General features: G+C 67.1%; 17 protein-coding genes. 9 read left to right on the forward strand and 8 right to left on the reverse strand.

Annotation, left to right across the window (positions count from 1 at the left end; translation table 11 throughout):
• Positions 1–4 precede the first annotated feature (4 nt).
• The gene (locus BGO20_RS10980) at positions 5–598 is read left to right on the forward strand and encodes a cytochrome b (protein ID WP_291664031.1); all 594 of its coding nucleotides are present in this window, start codon (positions 5–7) and stop codon (positions 596–598) included.
• Between the two features lie 6 nt (positions 599–604).
• Here BGO20_RS10980 and BGO20_RS10985 read toward each other — a convergent pair whose 3' ends face one another.
• The 5 genes from BGO20_RS10985 to amaB form a co-directional block, all read right to left on the reverse strand.
• Positions 605–1,114, reverse strand: a complete 510-nt coding sequence (locus BGO20_RS10985) for a hypothetical protein (protein ID WP_291664032.1) — start codon at positions 1,112–1,114, stop codon at positions 605–607.
• A 99-nt stretch (positions 1,115–1,213) separates the two neighbouring features.
• Positions 1,214–2,890, reverse strand: a complete 1,677-nt coding sequence (locus BGO20_RS10990) for a thiamine pyrophosphate-binding protein (RefSeq protein WP_291664033.1) — start codon at positions 2,888–2,890, stop codon at positions 1,214–1,216.
• Entirely contained in the window at positions 2,883–4,070 is a 1,188-nt protein-coding gene (locus tag BGO20_RS10995) for a CaiB/BaiF CoA transferase family protein (protein ID WP_291664034.1), read from the reverse strand. Before BGO20_RS10995 ends, BGO20_RS10990 begins: the two co-directional genes overlap by 8 nt.
• Positions 4,071–4,178: 108 nt before the next feature.
• Complete coding sequence (locus BGO20_RS11000; RefSeq protein ID WP_291664035.1) at positions 4,179–5,375, reverse strand: acyl-CoA dehydrogenase; 1,197 nt, start codon at positions 5,373–5,375, stop codon at positions 4,179–4,181.
• A 126-nt stretch (positions 5,376–5,501) separates the two neighbouring features.
• Positions 5,502–7,022: an L-piperidine-6-carboxylate dehydrogenase gene (gene amaB, locus BGO20_RS11005; protein WP_291664036.1), complete on the reverse strand. Its 1,521-nt coding sequence runs from the start codon at positions 7,020–7,022 to the stop codon at positions 5,502–5,504.
• Positions 7,023–7,187: 165 nt separating this feature from the next.
• Between amaB and gcvA the strand changes: the two genes are divergently transcribed.
• The 3 genes from gcvA to BGO20_RS11020 all read left to right on the forward strand — a co-directional run bounded on the left by gcvA (position 7,188) and on the right by BGO20_RS11020 (position 9,988).
• A complete protein-coding gene (gcvA, locus tag BGO20_RS11010; RefSeq protein WP_291664037.1) occupies positions 7,188–8,102 on the forward strand; it encodes a LysR family transcriptional regulator in 915 nt (304 codons plus the stop codon).
• Between the two features lie 85 nt (positions 8,103–8,187).
• A complete protein-coding gene (locus BGO20_RS11015) occupies positions 8,188–9,408 on the forward strand; it encodes an NAD(P)/FAD-dependent oxidoreductase (protein ID WP_291664038.1) in 1,221 nt (406 codons plus the stop codon).
• A 73-nt stretch (positions 9,409–9,481) separates the two neighbouring features.
• Positions 9,482–9,988 (forward strand): DinB family protein, encoded by a 507-nt coding sequence (locus tag BGO20_RS11020; RefSeq protein ID WP_291664039.1) that lies wholly within the window; start codon positions 9,482–9,484, stop codon positions 9,986–9,988.
• Between the two features lie 49 nt (positions 9,989–10,037).
• Here the strand turns inward: BGO20_RS11020 and BGO20_RS11025 are convergent, their stop codons facing one another.
• Positions 10,038–10,541, reverse strand: a complete 504-nt coding sequence (locus BGO20_RS11025) for a GNAT family acetyltransferase (protein WP_291664040.1) — start codon at positions 10,539–10,541, stop codon at positions 10,038–10,040.
• Positions 10,542–10,717: 176 nt separating this feature from the next.
• Here BGO20_RS11025 and BGO20_RS11030 point away from each other — a divergent pair, with 176 nt between their 5' ends.
• The 4 genes from BGO20_RS11030 (at position 10,718) to BGO20_RS11045 (ending at position 13,801) form a co-directional block, all read left to right on the forward strand.
• On the forward strand, positions 10,718–11,350 hold the full coding sequence (locus tag BGO20_RS11030; RefSeq protein WP_291664041.1) for a LysE family translocator: 633 nt from the start codon (positions 10,718–10,720) through the stop codon (positions 11,348–11,350).
• A gap of 17 nt (positions 11,351–11,367) precedes the next feature.
• A complete protein-coding gene (locus BGO20_RS11035; RefSeq protein ID WP_291664042.1) occupies positions 11,368–11,934 on the forward strand; it encodes a chromate transporter in 567 nt (188 codons plus the stop codon).
• Positions 11,934–12,473, forward strand: a complete 540-nt coding sequence (locus tag BGO20_RS11040) for a chromate transporter (protein WP_291664043.1) — start codon at positions 11,934–11,936, stop codon at positions 12,471–12,473. Before BGO20_RS11035 ends, BGO20_RS11040 begins: the two co-directional genes overlap by 1 nt.
• A 119-nt stretch (positions 12,474–12,592) precedes the next feature.
• Positions 12,593–13,801 carry a M20 family metallopeptidase gene (locus tag BGO20_RS11045; protein WP_291664044.1) on the forward strand — a complete coding sequence of 403 codons (1,209 nt, stop codon included), beginning with the start codon at positions 12,593–12,595 and terminating at the stop codon, positions 13,799–13,801.
• 7 nt (positions 13,802–13,808) lie between these two features.
• Here the strand turns inward: BGO20_RS11045 and BGO20_RS11050 are convergent, their stop codons facing one another.
• Complete coding sequence (locus tag BGO20_RS11050; RefSeq protein WP_291664045.1) at positions 13,809–14,405, reverse strand: TetR/AcrR family transcriptional regulator; 597 nt, start codon at positions 14,403–14,405, stop codon at positions 13,809–13,811.
• A gap of 86 nt (positions 14,406–14,491) precedes the next feature.
• On the opposite strand from BGO20_RS11050, the gene BGO20_RS11055 reads away from it, so the two are divergent.
• Positions 14,492–14,713, forward strand: a complete 222-nt coding sequence (locus BGO20_RS11055) for a hypothetical protein (RefSeq protein WP_291664046.1) — start codon at positions 14,492–14,494, stop codon at positions 14,711–14,713.
• A gap of 21 nt (positions 14,714–14,734) precedes the next feature.
• Here the strand turns inward: BGO20_RS11055 and BGO20_RS11060 are convergent, their stop codons facing one another.
• Positions 14,735–16,576 (reverse strand): glycoside hydrolase family 15 protein, encoded by a 1,842-nt coding sequence (locus BGO20_RS11060; protein ID WP_291664047.1) that lies wholly within the window; start codon positions 16,574–16,576, stop codon positions 14,735–14,737.

Below are 16,576 nucleotides of genomic sequence, written 5' to 3' on the forward strand. Positions count from 1 at the left end.
CGAGATGGATATCAAGTCGCATCGGGACGGCACCGGACGGGGTGCCGAGAGCAAGCCGAGGCGCTGGCACCCGGCCAGCGTCGCCTTGCACTGGTTGACCTTCCTGCTGATCCTGTTCCAGTTCTGGGTTTCCGGCCCCATGTTGGATGAGAAGCGTGATTTGCTCTCGCGCTTCGAGTTCTATCAGCTTCACAAATCCGTCGGGCTGACCATCGCGGCTTTCGTGATCCTGCGGCTCGTCCTGCGTCTTGCGGTGCGCCAGCCCGGTCCCGACAGTGCAGATCCCTGGTTGCGCCGTTCCGCCGGCCTGGTTCACGGCGCACTCTATCTCTGCCTCTGCGCCCTGCCGGTCACCGGCCTCCTGATGGCTGCCGCGGCGCCGATCGAGATTCCAACGCTCTATTTCGGATTGTTCCGCGTGCCGCATCCGCTTGGCCCGGACCCCGCCATCTACCGGCGGATGCTGTGGTTGCACCATCAAACGGGCAACATCCTGATCGCTTTGGGCAGCGTCCACGTCGCGGCGGTCGCCTGTCATATGCTGCTCTGGCGGGACGGGCTGCTCGGCCGGATGTGGTTCGGCCGGCGCTGGCAGTAGAGCTCTCTAGCGGAGAGACCCTGCCTCGTCGCTCTCGCCGGCCTCCGCCGTGACGGTTTCCGGGCGGGCCGGTTCATTGTGGAACATGGTGCGGCCACCAGCGGCTGCGGTCTGCAGCTTCTGCTTCCAGCCCTTCGGGTCGCTGCCGCCGAGGGCAACGAAATCGGCTGGGCGCGATGCATCGCTGTCGCGGCCCTGATAGACCAGCACGCCGCCTGCCGTGACGACGATGTCGCCGCGCCTCAGCGTCGGGTCCTTCAGGTACCAGTAAGGATCGGTTTGCGGATCGAGAGCGACGACCGGCGGTGTCGGCTTCGACGCGACCTCAGGCGCACGATGGCGCTGCCTTGGCCGTGGCGGCTCGTCGCGCTCGTAGATCGGCGACGCATAGAGCCGAGGGCTGCCGAAGATGGCGCGCGCCAGCCCTTCGAACAACCCGGCCGCCTGCGCCTGCGAGAGACCGCCGAGCAAAATCGCGACCGCCACTCCGAGCCGTGCCAGATCTTTGCGCGCCATTGCCGCTCTCCCTCTCCCTCGCCGGAGATAACGAGCAATGGTCGCGAAAAGTTCGCTTCGGGTTCAATGCAGCGGTCGAATTGTCTCGATGCCGTGGCCTCAGTGCTTGCCCTTGGCGGCAAGGGCCTCTGCCCGGATCGTCGAAAGCGACTTCGCCGGGGTGATCGCCTCGGGGTCGAGCAGGCAGTGGATGATAGCGGGCTTGCCGCTCTTCACCGCGCGCTCGAAGGCGGGGGCGAACTCTTCGGTCTTCTCGACGCGCTCGCCATGGCCGCCAAAGGCCTTGGCGTAAGCCGCGAAATCCGGGTTCTTCAGCGTCGTTGCCGAAACGCGGCCGGGATATTCGCGCTCCTGATGCATGCGGATCGTACCGTACATGCCGTTGTCGACGACGACGACGATGACAGGCAGATCGTACTGCACGGCCGTCGCGAAATCCTGGCCGTTCATCAGGAAGCAGCCGTCGCCGGCGAAGGCGATGACGGTGCGATCCGGGAAAAGCCGCTTGGCGCCGATCGCGGCCGGCACGCCATAGCCCATCGAGCCCGAGGTCGGGGCCAGCTGCGTCGCGAACTTGTTGAAGCGGTGGAAGCGGTGCACCCAGGTCGCATAGTTGCCCGCGCCGTTGCACATAATGGCGTCCTCGGGGAGCTGGCTGCGCAGCCAGCGCACCATCTCGCCGGGATGGAATTCGCCGGGCACGGGCGCCGGCTGCTCGCTCCAGGCGATATAGGCTTCATGCGCGGCAGCGCCGGCGCCCTTCCAGGCCGGAGCCTTCAGCGGCTCGATCGTCTTGAGCGCGGCGCAGAAGCCGGCCGGCGAGGCGTTGATCGCGAGTGTCGGGCGATAGACCCGGCCGAGCTCTTCCGGGTCGGCATGGACATGCACCAGCGGTCGGCCCGGATTGGGAATGCCGAACAGGGTGTAGGACTGGCTCGGCATCTCCGAGAGGCGCCCGCCGACCAGCAGGACGAGATCGCTCTCCTTGATCCGGGCGAGCAGCTTCGGGTTCGGGCCGATGCCGAGATCGCCGGCGAAGTTCGGATGGTCGGCCGGGAACAGCATCTGCCGGCGGAACGACACCGCGACGGGCAGGTCGAAACGCTCGGCGAAGGCCTGGAAATCGGCGATCGCCTCCGGGCTCCAGCGCGAGCCGCCGAGGATCGCAATCGGCGACCTGGCCGCAGCGAAGCGCTGGGCGAGATCGGCCATCTGCGCCGGGGCGGGGTGCTGCTCCGTCACCTGATAGGGCTCGGCGTCGGCGACATCGGCGAGGTCGGTCAGCACGTCCTCGGGCAGCGCGATCACGACCGGGCCGGGGCGGCCGGAGGTCGCGACATGGAAGGCGCGGCTGATGATCTCCGGGATGCGTGCGGCATCGTCGATCTCGGTCGCCCATTTGGTCATCGTGCCGAAGACGGCGCGGTAGTCGAGCTCCTGGAAGGCCTCGCGCTCGCGCATGCTGCCGTCGATCTGGCCGACGAAGAGGATGAGCGGGGTCGAGTCCTGGTCGGCGATATGGATGCCGGGCGAGGCGTTGGTGGCGCCGGGGCCGCGCGTCACGAAGCAGATGCCGGGCTTGCCGGTGAGCTTGCCGGCGGCCTCGGCCATCATGCAGGCGCCGCCCTCGGCCCTGCAGATGGTGACCTTCATCGAGGCGTCGTGCAGTGCGTCGAGCACGGCGAGATAGCTCTCGCCAGGCACGCAGAAGGCGTCGGTGGCGCCGTGGATCAGAAGCTGGTCGACGAGGATCTGCCCGCCAGTGCGATTAGCCATGCTGCGGCCCTCCCCAGGCCGGGTCGTTCAAAATGTCGTCGGCATGTTCGCCGAGCCGTGGGCTCGGGCGTTCGGCCACCTGCCGCACGCCGTTCATGACGATCGGCGAGGCGACAGTCGGAATATGGCCGGCCTTCGCAGCGTCACTCGGCAGGTCGACCCTGACGCCGCGCGCGATCACCTGCGGGTCGGCGAAGACCTCGCCGATATCGTTGATCGGGCCAGCGGGCACGCCGACCTTCTCCAGCGCTGCCAGCAGATCGAGTTTGGCATAGCGCTGGCAGAGCAGGTGCAGTTTGGCCGTCAGCGCGACGCGGTTCGTCACGCGCGACTTGTTGTCGAGATAGTCGGGATGGTCGGCCAGTGCCGGCTCGCCCAGCACCTCGCAGAGCTTCCGCCACTGCCCGTCATTGCCAGTGGCGATGATGATATGACCGTCCGCGACCGGGAACACGTCATAGGGCACGATGTTCGGGTGGGCGTTGCCGAGCCGTGGTGGCAGGGAGCCGGAGACCAGGTAGTTCAATGCCTGGTTGCCGAGCACCGCGATCTGCGAGTCGAGCAGGGCCATGTCGAGGCTGGCGCCTTCACCCGTGGCGTCACGCCGGCGCAGTGCCGAGAGAATGCCGACCGTAGCATAGAGTCCGGTATAGATGTCGGCGGTCGCATAGGCGGCCTTCATCGGAGCACCTTGCGGCTCACCCGTGAGCGACATGACGCCGCCCATGCCCTGGATCAGGAAGTCGTAGCCGGCGCGCGGCGCATAGGGGCCGTCCTGCCCGAAGCCGGTGACCGAGCAGTAGACGAGGCGCGGGAACTCCTTGCGCAGCGAGGCCGCGTCGAGTCCGTATTTGACGAGGCCGCCGACCTTGAAGTTCTCGATGACCACATCGGCATGGGCGGCGAGCCGCCGGACCAGCGTCTGTCCCTCCGGCGTGCGGAAATCGGCGGTGATCGAACGCTTGCCGCGATTGGCGGCGTGGAAATAGGCGGCGGAGAGATGCTCGTCGCCGGTGCCCTCGACGAAGGGCGGCCCCCATTTGCGGGTGTCGTCGCCCTCGGGCGCCTCGACCTTGACGACATCGGCGCCGAGATCGGCCAACAACTGGCCGATCCAGGGACCTGCGAGGATGCGCGCCAATTCGAGGACGCGCAGGCCGGCGAGGGGAGAGGTCGTCATGGCGGGTTCGACTCGGGCGTCATGGCCGGGCTTGATCCGACCATCTCCGGGGAGGTTCGCGTGGGACGAGATGCCCGGGTCAGGCCCGGGCATGACGGCTGACGTTGCTCAGAAGAACGCCTGCAGGCCGGTGATCGCGCGGCCGAGGATCAGCGCGTGGACGTCATGCGTGCCCTCATAGGTGTTCACCGTCTCGAGGTTCGCGGCGTGGCGCATCACCTGATACTCGATCTGGATGCCGTTGCCGCCATGCATGTCGCGGGCCTGGCGGGCGATGTCGAGCGCCTTGCCGCAATTGTTGCGCTTGACCAGCGAGATCATCTCCGGGGCCATCTTGCCGTCGTCGAGCAGGCGCCCGACGCGCAAGCTGCCCTGCAGGCCGAGCGTGATCTCGGTCAGCATGTCCGCCAGCTTCTTCTGGTAGAGCTGCGTCTGGGCGAGCGGCTTGTTGAACTGCTTGCGGTCGAGCCCGTACTGGCGGGCGCGGTGGAAGCAATCCTCGGCGGCGCCCATCACGCCCCAGGAGATGCCGTAGCGGGCGCGGTTGAGGCAGCCGAACGGGCCGGAGAGGCCGGAGACGTTCGGCAGCAGGTTCTCTTCCGGCACGATGACGCCGTCCATGACGACCTCGCCGGTGATCGAGGCGCGCAGCGAAAGCTTGCCGCCGATCTTCGGCGCGGAGAGGCCCTTCATGCCCTTTTCGAGGATGAAGCCGCGGATCTGGTTGTCATGCGCGGCTGACTTCGCCCAGACGACGAAGACGTCGGCGATCGGCGAGTTCGAGATCCACATCTTCGATCCCGTCAGCCTGTAGCCGTCGGCGACCTTCTCGGCGCGGGTCTTCATGCCGCCGGGATCGGAGCCGGCATCAGGCTCGGTCAGGCCGAAGCAGCCGACCCATTCGCCCGAGCCGAGCTTCGGCAGGTACTTCTTGCGCTGCTCCTCGCTGCCATAGGCATAGATCGGGTACATCACCAGCGAGGATTGCACCGACATCATCGAGCGATAGCCCGAGTCGATGCGCTCGACCTCGCGGGCAACCAGCCCGTAGGAGACGTAGTTGGCGCCGGCGCAGCCGTATTCCTCGGGGACGGTGACGCCGAGCAGGCCGAGCTCACCCATTTCGTTGAAGATCGAGCGATCGGTCTTCTCGTCGAGATAGGCGTCATGGATGCGCGGCGCGAGCTTCTCCTGCGCATAGGCACGGGCCGTGTCGCGGATCAGCCGCTCGTCCTCGTTCAGCTGCTCGTCGAGCAGATAGGCATCGTCCCAGGTGAACTTCGCGAGCTTGTGGCTGCCGGCCATTTTCTGTCTCTCCCGTATCGTTTGCGTCATGGTCGGGCTTGACCCGACCATCTCGGAAACCAGCTACTGGTCGCGAGATTCTCGGGTCTGCGCTTCGCTACGCCCGAGAATGACGTGTCTTAGTGATCACGCATCCACGTCGAAGCTGACGCCCTGCGCCAGCGGCAGCGTGGTGCCGTAGTTCAGCGTGTTGGTGGCGCGGCGCATATAGGCCTTCCAGGCGTCAGAGCCGGCCTCGCGGCCGCCGCCCGTCTCCTTCTCGCCGCCGAACGCGCCGCCGATCTCGGCGCCCGAGGGGCCGATATTGACGTTGGCGATGCCGCAATCCGAGCCCTCGTCGGAGACGAACAGCTCGGCCTCGCGCATGTTCAGCGTGAAGATCGAGGAGGACAGGCCGGCGCCGACCGCGTTCTGGATCGCGATCGCCTCGTCGATGGAGTTGTACTTCATCACATAGAGGATGGGCGCGAAGGTCTCGCGCTCGACCGGGCCGCACTGGCTGGGCATCTCGACCAGCGCCGGGCGGACATAGAAGCCGCCAGCGCCGACATCGACCTTCTCGCCGCCATGGACCTTGCCGCCTTCGGCCTTGGCCTCGGACAGCGCCTTCTGCATGCCCTGATAGGCGGCTTCGTCGACCAGCGGGCCGACCAGCACGCCGGCCTCGCGGGGATCGCCGATCTTCACGCTAGCATAGACCTTGGCGAGCTTCGGCACGAGCGCGTCATAGACGCTTTCATGCACGATCAGGCGGCGCAGCGTGGTGCAGCGCTGGCCGGCGGTGCCCATCGCTGCGAAGGCGATGCCGCGCAGCGCGATGTCGAGATCGGCCGAAGGAGCGACGATCGCGGCATTGTTCCCGCCGAGTTCGAGGATGGCGCGGGCGAAGCGCGCGGCGAGCTTCTGGCCGACTTCCTTGCCCATCCGGGTCGAGCCGGTGGCCGAGACGACCGGGACGCGATGGTCCTGAACGAGGATGTCGCCGAGCTCGCGGCCGCCGATCAGGACTTCGGAGAGGCCGATCGGGGCCTCGGGGCCGAAGCGCTTCATCGTCTTCTCGACGATGGCCTGCACGGCGAGAGCGGTCAGCGGGGTCTTCTCGGAAGGCTTCCAGACGACGCTGTCGCCGCAGACGAAGGCGAGCGCGGCGTTCCAGGACCAGACCGCGACCGGGAAGTTGAAGGCCGAGATCACGCCGCAGACGCCGATCGGGTGCCAGGTCTCCATCATCCGGTGGTTCGGGCGCTCGGTCGCGACGGTGAGACCGTAGAGCTGGCGCGACAGGCCGACGGCGAAGTCGCAGATGTCGATCATCTCCTGGACCTCGCCGAGGCCCTCGGAGGTCACCTTGCCGGCTTCGAGCGTCACCAGCAGGCCGAGATCGGTCTTGGCGGCGCGCAATTCCTCGCCGAGCAGGCGCACGAACTCGCCGCGGCGCGGCGCCGGCACCTTCCGCCAGGCGAGATAGGCGGACTGGGCCCGGCCGATCGCAGCCTCGGCCTCCGTCGGCGACGTCTCGCGCAGGGTCACGACGGTCTCGCCGGTTATCGGCGAGCGCGCCGACAGGCCCGCATCGGCATAGGCGCTCTCGGAGACGCCGAGGCGCTTGAGCAGGGCGAGCGTGTCTTTCGGCAGGGATGTGGCCATCTTTGTCTTCCAGCGGTCGCGAGCGGGAGCCGAAGGGCGCGTGCCCTGGGGCGCATGACATAAAGGCGCGGGAACCGAAGGCCGCCGCGCTTGAGGCCGGCAGAATGCCCTCTTTCCTGTGGCCTGGGCAACCGATATGTTCTCACCACTTGGTGAGTATTCCTCATGGATGATGCGCTCGTTCCCGGCCGCTTGTCGGTGCCCTCGCTTTCCGCGCTCGCCGCCTTCGAGGCGGCGGCCCGGCATGGCAGCTTCACCCGCGCCGCCGAGGAACTGAGCCTGACCCAAGGCGCGGTCAGCCGGCAGGTCGCCCATCTCGAGGAAGTGCTCGGTGTCAGCCTGTTCGAGCGCGTCAAGAAGCGCGTCAGCCTCACCATTGCGGGAGCAGCCTATGCCGCGGAGGTTCGCGACGGCTTGTCCCGGCTTGCCGCCGCCACGGTCTCCGCGATGGCCTTTCGCGGCGCCGCCGGCGTGCTCAATCTCGCCATTCTGCCGACCTTCGGCACGCGCTGGCTGATCCCGCGGCTGCCGCGTTTCACCGAGGCCCATCCCGGCATCACCATTAACTTCGCCACCAAGCTCGTGCCCTTCGACTTCAACCGAGAGCCGCTCGACGCCGCGGTCCATTTCGGCGATCCGATCTGGCCCGGCGCCCGCTTGCACCGCCTCATGGGAGAGGAGATCGTGCCGGTCGCCTCGCCCGCGCTCGTCGCCCGCTTCGGACTGGCCGAGCCGGCCGACATGCTGAGGGCTCCGCTGCTGCAGCAATCGACCCGGCCGCGTGCCTGGGCCAATTGGCTGGAGGAGCAGGGCCTGCCGCCGCAGCGCGCCCTGATGGGCCCGCGCTTCGAGCAGTTCGCCATGGTCTCGCAGGCGGCGGTGGCGGGGCTCGGCCTGGCCATCGTGCCGCGCTTCCTCGTCGAAGAGGAGTTGCGCTCCGGGGCCCTGGTCATCCCGGTCGACCGGTCGCTGGTCGGACAGGAGGGATATTATCTGGTCTATCCCGAGGAGAAGGCGAACCTGCCGGCCGTGACGGCGTTTCGCGACTGGCTCCTGGCCGAGGTCGGGCCGTCGGCCTAGCCTCTCGACAAGGCTGGGTTCTCGCGTCATTCATGCGCGGAATTCACCAACCGGCTCTTTGCAGGGCTGCCGCGCGAGGCTCGTCATGTCCGTCTCCGAAACCGCCGATGTCGTGATCTGCGGCGGCGCCGCGATCGGCTCCTCCGTCGCCTATCATCTCGCCGCCGATCCCGGCTTCACCGGCAAGGTCGTGGTCATCGAGAAGGATCCGACCTACCGCTATTCGGCCTCGGCGCTGTCTGCCGCATCGATCCGGCAACAGTTTTCCAGTGCGGTCAACATCCGCATCTCGCTCTTCGGCATCGATTTCCTGCGCAGCATCGGCACCCATCTGGCGGTCGATGGCGAGGTGCCGGCGATCGATCTCCACGAGGGCGGCTATCTCTACCTCGCCGGCGAGGCAGGCAAAGGAATTCTCGAAGCCAATCAAAAGCTTCAGCAGCAGGAGGGCGCCGATATCGCGCTTTATGCTGCAGATATGCTGCGCAGCAAATTCCCCTGGCTGAACACCTCGGATCTCGCCTGCGGCTCCTTCGGCGTCAGCGGCGAAGGCTGGTTCGACGGCTGGGCTTTGCTGCAGGCTTTTCGCAAGAAGGCGCGCAGCCTCGGTATTGAATACCGGCAGGGCGAGGTCGCCCGCTACCTCACCGAAAACAGCCGGGTCACCGGCGTCGAGCTTGCCGACGGCAGCCGCATCGCCTGCGGAGCAGTGGTCAATGCGAGCGGGACCCACGGCGCGAGGCTCGCGGCTACGGCCGGCATCGATATCCCGGTGAGGTCGATGAAGCGCTACGTCTTCACCTTCACCTGCAAGGGCGATGTCGATGGCTGCCCGCTCCTGATCGACACGAACGGCGCCTGGTGCCGTCCGGAGGGTCAGCGCACGGCGGAAGGCCAGCTCTTCATCGGCAGCTGCTCACCGCTGACGCCGGAGCAGGATGTCGAGTGGATCGAGGCCGACCCCTCCGTCGAGGATGTCGACTGGCCCTTCTTCGAGGAGGCCGTCTGGGCGCCGCTCGCCCATCGCATCCCGGCCTTCGAGCAGATCAGGCCGGGCCGGGCCTGGGCGGGCCCCTACGACATGTGCGGGCTCGACCACAACGCCATAGTCGGGCCGGCGGTCGGCGTCTCGAACCTCTATCTCGCCAACGGCTTCTCCGGCCATGGCCTGCAGCAATCGCCGGCGGTCGGACGCGGCATCGCCGAGCACATCGTGCATGGCCGCTATCGCTCGCTCGATCTTGCCGATCTCGGCCATGAGCGCATCGTGGCGGGCAGGCCGCTTGCGGAGGCCAACATCATCTGAAGCGAAGCATTTTCTCGCAGGCTGGATGCGTGAAGAAAATGCGATCGCCGCGATTGCCTGAGAGGAGCCCGCCATGGTCGATCCCGCCTTTGTCCGGACCATGGCGCGCTACAATGCCTGGCAGAACGAAAGCCTGATGGCGGCCGCGCAGACATTGACCGACGACGCGCGCAAGCTTGATCGCGGCGCCTTCTTCAAGTCGATCCATGGCACTTTCAATCACGTGCTCTGGGCGGACGAGGTCTGGCTGAACCGCCTCGTCGGCACGGAAAAACCGGCGGTCGGCGGGCGCGACTCCGCCAGCTATTTCGAAGGTTGGGACCAGTTCTGCGCCCGCCGGCGCCAGCGCGACCGGGTGATCCTCGAATGGGCCGAAAGCGTCCAGCCCGACTGGTTGCGCGGCACGCTGATCTGGTACTCCGGCGCCGCCGGGCGCGAGATGGGCAAGCCGCGGGCCTTCGTCATCGCGCATCTCTTCAACCACCAGACCCACCATCGCGGCCAGATCCATGCGATGCTGACGGCGGCCGGCGCCACGCCGGGCGATACTGATCTCTTCCTCGTCGACGAGGCGAGGTGAGGCTGTCTGCGGCATCGGAATGCGCCGTTCGGGATGGCCGGATGGAGCCTTAGGCCGACGGTCCTCGCTCCGCATCTTCGGCTTCCTCGGCGCCATCCCGATGCTTCGGCGGCACGGCGGCGGTCGTATGCTGGCTGAGTCTCTGGAACAGGCCGAGGCCGATCAGCGCCAGGACGGCGAGCAGGACAAGCAGGCCGGGATAGACCAGGTCACTGATCGTCTCCCGGGTGGTCTTGGCGATCAGCACCAGAGCTTCGAGCGAGAGCGCCACGATCATGATCGACATAAACTTGGTCAGCGAGCCGCGCGCCTCGGCCGGCCGGCGCATCTCGCGATCCGCCACCACCTCCTCCTCGAACAGGAACTTGCCGACATCGGCTACGGCGACCGCGATGATGATCAGGCCGATCGCGTCCAGCATCCCGTCGAGCGCGTTCTCGCCGGTCCAGTAGCCGGTTGCGGTGCGCCAGACCGCCACGCCGATCAGCATGACCGATGCGCCGAGAAGCGCGATGGAAATCAGCGTATAGAGCAAGCGGCTGAATAGCGTCATCGTTCCCCCCTGCGCCCTCAGGCACAACGGCAAGCCAGGGCGCAGGGTTCCGCAAGCGCGACGGTGCCGGCTCGCGAGCGCATCCCTGCGCCGCATGGCCGCCTCGGCGCCGCCGTCGATTGTTCGCCATGGCGTTCCATGCTCCAAGCGCCGGATCCCTGCCGGAGTTCTCGCCCATGCCCGAGATGACGACACTCGCGACCTTTGCCCTGATCGCGCTCGGCATGGTGCTCACGCCGGGGCCAAACATGATCTACCTGATATCGCGCTCGATCGCGCAGGGCAGGGCGGCGGGGCTGATCTCGCTCTGCGGCGTCATTCTCGGCTTCTTCGTCTACATGTTCTGCGCCGCGTTCGGCATCACGGCACTGCTTTTCGCGGTGCCTTATGCCTATGACGCGCTGCGGCTGGGCGGCGCCGCCTATCTGCTCTGGCTCGCCTGGCAGGCGGTGCGCCCCGGCGGCCGTTCGCCCTTCAATCTGCGTGACCTGCCGCATGACGGGCCGCGCAAGCTCTTCGCCATCGGGCTGCTGACCAGCCTGCTCAATCCGAAGATCGCGATGCTCTATCTCGCCCTCCTGCCGCAGTTCATCGATCCCGCCGCCGGCCATGTGCTGAGCCAGTCGATCGTGCTGGGATTTACCCAGATCGTCATCAGCGGCAGCGTCAATGCCTTGATCGCGATGGCCGCGGGCGGCATCGCGCTGTTCCTGAAGACGCGGCCGTTCTGGTCGCTGGTGCAGCGCTGGCTGATGGGCACGGTGCTTGCCGGCTTTGCACTGCGCATGGCGATGGAAGCGCGGCGCTAGCCGCTTGCCGATTGCCGATGAACGCTCTTGAAACAGCGGCGAGCGCCAGCCGGCCGAGCCTGCCGAACCTCTTCACCGGATTTCTCAAGATCGGACTGATGGGCTTCGGCGGCGTCGGCCCGGTGGCGCGCCACATCATCGTCGCGGAACGAAACTGGCTCGACGATCGCGCCTATGCCGAGCTCATGGGGCTCTGCCAGGCCTTGCCCGGCGCCAACACCGTCAATGCCGCGGTGATGCTGGGAGACCGCTTCCGCGGCGCGGCCGGCGCGCTGACCTGCGTCTTCGCCCTGATGGCGATGCCGCTGCTCTCGCTGGTCGCGATCGCGAACCTCTATGAGGCGGTTTCCGATCATCCGCTGGCGCAGGTCGCGCTGACCGGGGCCGCGGCCAGCGCCGCCGGCCTCATCCTCGGCACGGCGGCGCGCCTGCTCGCCAAGGCCGACCTCGCCCGCTGGGCCTGGGTCATGGCGGCAGCCGCCTTTCTCGCCGTCGGGGTGCTGCGGCTGCCCATGCTGCCCAGCTTGCTGGTGCTCGTGCCTGTCGGCCTCGTCGCGGCCTCGCTCGGAGCGCGGCGCGTCTGATGGAACGCGGCATCTTCGGCCAGCTCATCCTCACCTTCGGCACCATTTCGCTGATGGCGATCGGCGGCGCCAACGCGGTCGTGCCAGAGGTCCATCGGCAGATCGTCGAAATCCTCGGCTGGATGGACGCGCCGACCTTCGCCCGGCTCTTCGCCATCGCCCAGACCGCGCCGGGGCCGAACGTCATGCTGGCCAGCATCGTCGGCTGGCATGTCGCCGGAACCAGCGGCCTGCTCGTCGCGACGGGGGCGATGCTGCTGCCGTCATCGGTGCTCGCGCTCGCCTGCAGCCGCGGTTTGCAGCGCTTCAGCGGCAACCGCGTCGTCAGGATCGTGACGTTGGCGCTGGTGCCGATCGCGCTCGGCCTGATGCTGGCGAGCGGCGCGGTCGCGGCGCTCGCGGCCGATGCCGGCCTCTTCGGCTTTGCGATCACGGCGGCCACGGCCGTCGTCACCTATCGCTCGAAGGTCAATCCGCTGGTGCCGATGGCGGTCGGCACGCTGGCGTACACGGCCGTCTGGGCCGCCGGCCTCGTCTGATGCCCGGATGCGACATGCAATGCGTGAATGGCGCCGCCGCCGCCATCCCTCATTGCCGCATGCAGCCCAGCCGCTAATCTGACGGCATTGTCCCATCCGGAACGAAGGCGAGTGAGCCGATGAGCGCGTTGAGTCCCGAGGAACAGAAGGTCACGGAGTGGCTGGCGAACCGCAAGGAGGGCATGGTCGCTCTGCTGCGCGAACTGGTCGATACCGATTCGGGCTCCTACGACAAGGCCGGCGTCGATGCGGCCGGCGAGGTGGTCGCTCGCTTCCATCGCGCCAACGGGCTCGATGTCGAGATCGTGCCGGACAGCCGCTTCGGAGACGCCGTCAGGGCGCGCCTGCCCAACCCGGCGGCGAACGACCAGCGTCCCGTCCTGTTGCTCGGTCATCGCGACACCGTCTTCCCGCAGGGAGAGCCGACGCGCCGGCCCTTCACCATCAAGGGCTCGCGGGCCTATGGGCCCGGCGTCGCCGACATGAAGAGCGGGGTGGTTATTTCCGCTTTCGTCGCCGCCGCTTTCGCCGAATGCGGCGGCCTGGCTTCGCCGCTGCTGATGCTGACGACGAGCGACGAGGAAATCGGCTCGCCGTCGTCGCGTCCGGTGATCGAGGCGGCGGCGCGCGAGTCGCGCTGCGTCTTCAATGCGGAACCGAGCCGCCTCCCGGCCGGCACCGAATTCGCCAGGGATCACCGGCAATCCGTCACGAGCGGCCGCAAGGGCGGCGTCTTCATGCGGGCCGAGTTCACCGGCAAGCCGGCCCATTCCGGCGCCAATTACGAGAAGGGTGCCTCGGCCATCGTCGATCTCGGCATCAAGATTCCGAAGCTCCAGGGCCTCACCGATCTCGAGAAGGGCGTCACGGTCAATGTCGGCCTGATCGGTGGCGGCCAGACCGTCAACACCATCGCGCCCAGCGCCTGGTGCGAGATCGACCTGCGCTATGTCACCGCCGTCCAGCGCGACGAGATGGTCGGCAAGATCACGGCGATCGTCGAGACGCCCGAGGTGGCCGGCACCAGTGCCGTGCTCTCGATCAAGGGCGAGTTCCTGCCGCTGGAGCGCTCGTCCGAATCGGCTGCGCTCTACGAGACCTATCGCGAGGCGGCTGCTGCTTTCGGCATCGGGGTCAATGCGGAATTCACCGGCGGCTGCGCCGATTCCGGCTTCACGGCGGCGCAGGGTACCCCGACGCTCTGCAGCGTCGGCCCGATCGGGGGCATGGCCCATACCCCGGACGAGTTCCTGGAGGTCGAGAGCATCGTCCCGGCCGCGCAGACGCTGGCGCTCGCCGTGATGCGCGCGGCCGCCAGGGTGGAATGACCGGGCACTAACGGGAGAGCAACGCGATCTTGCGGCTCAGCGACGGCTCGTCCTCGCTGAGCCGGTCGGTCAGAACATGCAGCCAGTTGAACCCGACCCAGAGTTCGAGCCGGTCGTCGATCTCTTCTGGCCCGATCTCGCCGCGTTCCGCCGCACGGACGAACATCCGGCGCGGTGACGCCAGCCGCTCCGGCATGAATTTGAAACGTAAGGCCGCGAGCGCCGTCTCGCTGCTCTGCGCTTCAGCGATCAGCCCGCGGAAGACGCGCCCCGCCGCATCCTCGCGCCAGAAGCGCCAGAGGTCGCGGGTGTAGCGCAGCAGATCCTCGCGGAGCGAACCTTCGTCGGGGACCGGGATCGCCGCGTCCTTCTCGACGCCATAGATCGCGATGAAGAGCTCCGCCTTGTTAGGCCACCAGCGATAGATCGTCGGCTTGCCGGCACCGGCCCGGCGCGCGACCTCCTCGATCGAGAAGCCGGCATAGCCCTTCTCCGCCAGGAGTTCCCGCGCGGCCGCCTTGACCGCAGCCTCGGTTTCCGGGCTGCGCCTGGCGCCGATCGAGGCGCGCCGTCTCGGCTTGGGCTCCATGGGCGTCCACCTCATTCGCTGCATCCTGCGCTTGACATAACGAAACGGCCCGTTTAGTTCAATCAATAGAAACGGAACGTTTCGTTATATGGAGACCCCGGATGATCCGATTGTTCTTTGCGCGCTTCGCGTCGCGCCTGCGCTTTCTGGCCGTCGCTATCCTCGGCGCCTATGCCGCCATCAATCTGCTGCTGGCGGCCTTGACGCCTTTCACGGCGGGCTGGTCCACCTTCGGCGTCACGGCTCTCGCGGTGCCACCCATGGTGCTGGCCATGGTCTATGGAGTGATCCCGATCGCCTTCCGCTTCGGAACGCCGCGCTGAGTCGCGCGCCTCCTGGCCGTTTCAGAAGGCCTCCTCCCAATCGCGGCTGAGGCGCATCGCGCAGTTGATCATGCCCACCATGGAATAGGTCTGCGGAAAATTCCCCCACAGCTCCCCGGTCTTGAGATCGGCATCTTCCGACAATAGGCCGAAGCTGTTGCGCCGCTGCAGGATCCGCTCGAACAACTCCTTGGCTTCGTCGCCGCGTCCGATCGCGTTCAGCGCGTCGACATACCAGAAGGCGCAGATCAGGAAGCCGGTATGCATGTAGCCGAAATCGTCCTGCGTGGCGTAGCGCAGCAGCAGGTCGCCACGCTTCAGGTCGCGCCCGATCGCCTCGACGGTGGCGACGAAACGGGCGTCGTCGGCCTTGACGAAGCCGAGCTCGGCTAGCAGCAGCAGCGTCGCATCGAGGTCTTCGCCGTCGAAGGTCGAGACGAAATGACCCTTGTGCTCGTTCCAGATGCGCTCGGAAATCACGCCCCGCAGGCGCTTGGCCTCGCTCTTCCAATAGTCCTTGCGGTCGGCTCGGCCGAGCGCCCCGGCGATGCGGGCGAGTCGATCGCAGGCAGCCCAGCACATCACGCTCGAAAACGCATGGACCGCCTCCTTTTCACGGAGCTCCCAGGGCCCGGCATCGGGTTTGTCGAAGACGCCGAGAGCCAGCTCGCCCATGCGTTCGAGCTGGCCGAACAAGGTATCCTTGCCGGGCTGGATGAGGCGGCGGTCGAAGAAGGAATGCGTCGCCGCCAGCACGACCGCGCCATAGCCGTCGTTCTGGATCTGCCCCGCGGCGCCGTTGCCGAAGCGCACCGGCCGGTGCCCCCGATAGCCGGTCAGGTGGCTCGCCTCGAACTCCGTCAGCGTTCCCCCGCGGGTGATCGGATAGAGCGGCGGCAGATGTTCCGCGCCGCTTTCCGAGAACGAATCGACGATGTTGGTGATGAAGCCGAGATAGTCTTCCATCGTCCGGGTCGTGCCGAGCCGGTTCAGCGCGTGCACGACGAAATAGGCGTCGCGCAGCCAGCAATAGCGGTAGTCCCAGTTGCGCTGCGTGCCCGGGGCTTCCGGGATCGAGGTGGTCAGTGCGGCCACGATCGCGCCGGTCTCCTCGAACGAGCAGAGCTTCAGCGTGATCGCGGCCCGGATCACCGCCGTCTGGTACTCGAACGGGATCGAGAGCGAGCGGACCCAGTCCCGCCAATAGTCGGTCGTCTTGTCCAGAAATTCGCGCGAGGTCGTCTCGATCTCGGCGCGCAGCGCTTCGTCCGAGCCGATGAAGAACGAATAGTTGTGGTCGACCGCGAAGGGCGTGCCCTCGACGACATAGGAGAGCGGTGCATTGGTGGTCAGCCGAATGGTCTGGTCCGCGCCGACGAACCGCACATGGTTGGAGCCGCGGGTGATTTCATCCGGCTCCTCGCCGATGCCGAGACAGGGCTTCAGCAGTACGCGGATGCGGGGGCGGCCGGAGACGCGCCGCACCCGCCGCACGAGTTGCGGCGGGCGGAAGAAGCGTTCGTAGCGGACGAAGCGCGGGGCGAAGTCGAGGATCTCGATGGCGTTGCCCTGATCGTCGGAAAGCACCGATGAGAGGATCGCGGTGTTGTCGAGATAGCTCTGCTCGCAGCGCGTCATGCCGACGAGCTCGATGCCGAAGAACCCCTTTTCCAGCGCCTCGTCGCCGTCATCCGCCTCGTTGTTGATGAGCGAGCAGAAGACCGGATCCCGGTCGAAACGTGGAAAGCAGCCCCACACGATGCGGGCCCGGCGGTCGATGAGCGCGGCGATCGAGCAATTGCCGATGACGCCGAGGTCGAGCGAGGCGGAGTGGTGCCCCGCGGCCGTGGTCGTTACGGTCAT

It is taken from the genome of Allobosea sp. 67-29 (genome assembly GCF_001898115.1).
Lineage (GTDB): Bacteria > Pseudomonadota > Alphaproteobacteria > Rhizobiales > Beijerinckiaceae > Allobosea.

Bases quoted from the DNA above. Each gene is read 5' to 3' on its own strand.
- BGO20_RS11050 (WP_291664045.1), bottom strand. From the start codon at position 14,405: ATGAGGTGGACGCCCATGGAGCCCAAGCCGAGACGGCGCGCCTCGATC.
- BGO20_RS10980 (WP_291664031.1), top strand. From the start codon at position 5: ATGGATATCAAGTCGCATCGGGACGGCACCGGACGGGGTGCCGAGAGC.
- BGO20_RS10985 (WP_291664032.1), bottom strand. From the start codon at position 1,114: ATGGCGCGCAAAGATCTGGCACGGCTCGGAGTGGCGGTCGCGATTTTG.
- BGO20_RS11030 (WP_291664041.1), top strand. From the start codon at position 10,718: ATGCCCGAGATGACGACACTCGCGACCTTTGCCCTGATCGCGCTCGGC.
- BGO20_RS11000 (WP_291664035.1), bottom strand. From the start codon at position 5,375: ATGGCCGGCAGCCACAAGCTCGCGAAGTTCACCTGGGACGATGCCTAT.
- BGO20_RS11035 (WP_291664042.1), top strand. From the start codon at position 11,368: ATGAACGCTCTTGAAACAGCGGCGAGCGCCAGCCGGCCGAGCCTGCCG.
- amaB (WP_291664036.1), bottom strand. From the start codon at position 7,022: ATGGCCACATCCCTGCCGAAAGACACGCTCGCCCTGCTCAAGCGCCTC.
- BGO20_RS11015 (WP_291664038.1), top strand. From the start codon at position 8,188: ATGTCCGTCTCCGAAACCGCCGATGTCGTGATCTGCGGCGGCGCCGCG.
- BGO20_RS11025 (WP_291664040.1), bottom strand. From the start codon at position 10,541: ATGACGCTATTCAGCCGCTTGCTCTATACGCTGATTTCCATCGCGCTT.
- BGO20_RS11055 (WP_291664046.1), top strand. From the start codon at position 14,492: ATGATCCGATTGTTCTTTGCGCGCTTCGCGTCGCGCCTGCGCTTTCTG.
- BGO20_RS10990 (WP_291664033.1), bottom strand. From the start codon at position 2,890: ATGGCTAATCGCACTGGCGGGCAGATCCTCGTCGACCAGCTTCTGATC.
- BGO20_RS11045 (WP_291664044.1), top strand. From the start codon at position 12,593: ATGAGCGCGTTGAGTCCCGAGGAACAGAAGGTCACGGAGTGGCTGGCG.
- BGO20_RS11020 (WP_291664039.1), top strand. From the start codon at position 9,482: ATGGTCGATCCCGCCTTTGTCCGGACCATGGCGCGCTACAATGCCTGG.
- BGO20_RS11060 (WP_291664047.1), bottom strand. From the start codon at position 16,576: ATGACCGTAACGACCACGGCCGCGGGGCACCACTCCGCCTCGCTCGAC.
- BGO20_RS10995 (WP_291664034.1), bottom strand. From the start codon at position 4,070: ATGACGACCTCTCCCCTCGCCGGCCTGCGCGTCCTCGAATTGGCGCGC.
- BGO20_RS11040 (WP_291664043.1), top strand. From the start codon at position 11,934: ATGGAACGCGGCATCTTCGGCCAGCTCATCCTCACCTTCGGCACCATT.
- gcvA (WP_291664037.1), top strand. From the start codon at position 7,188: ATGGATGATGCGCTCGTTCCCGGCCGCTTGTCGGTGCCCTCGCTTTCC.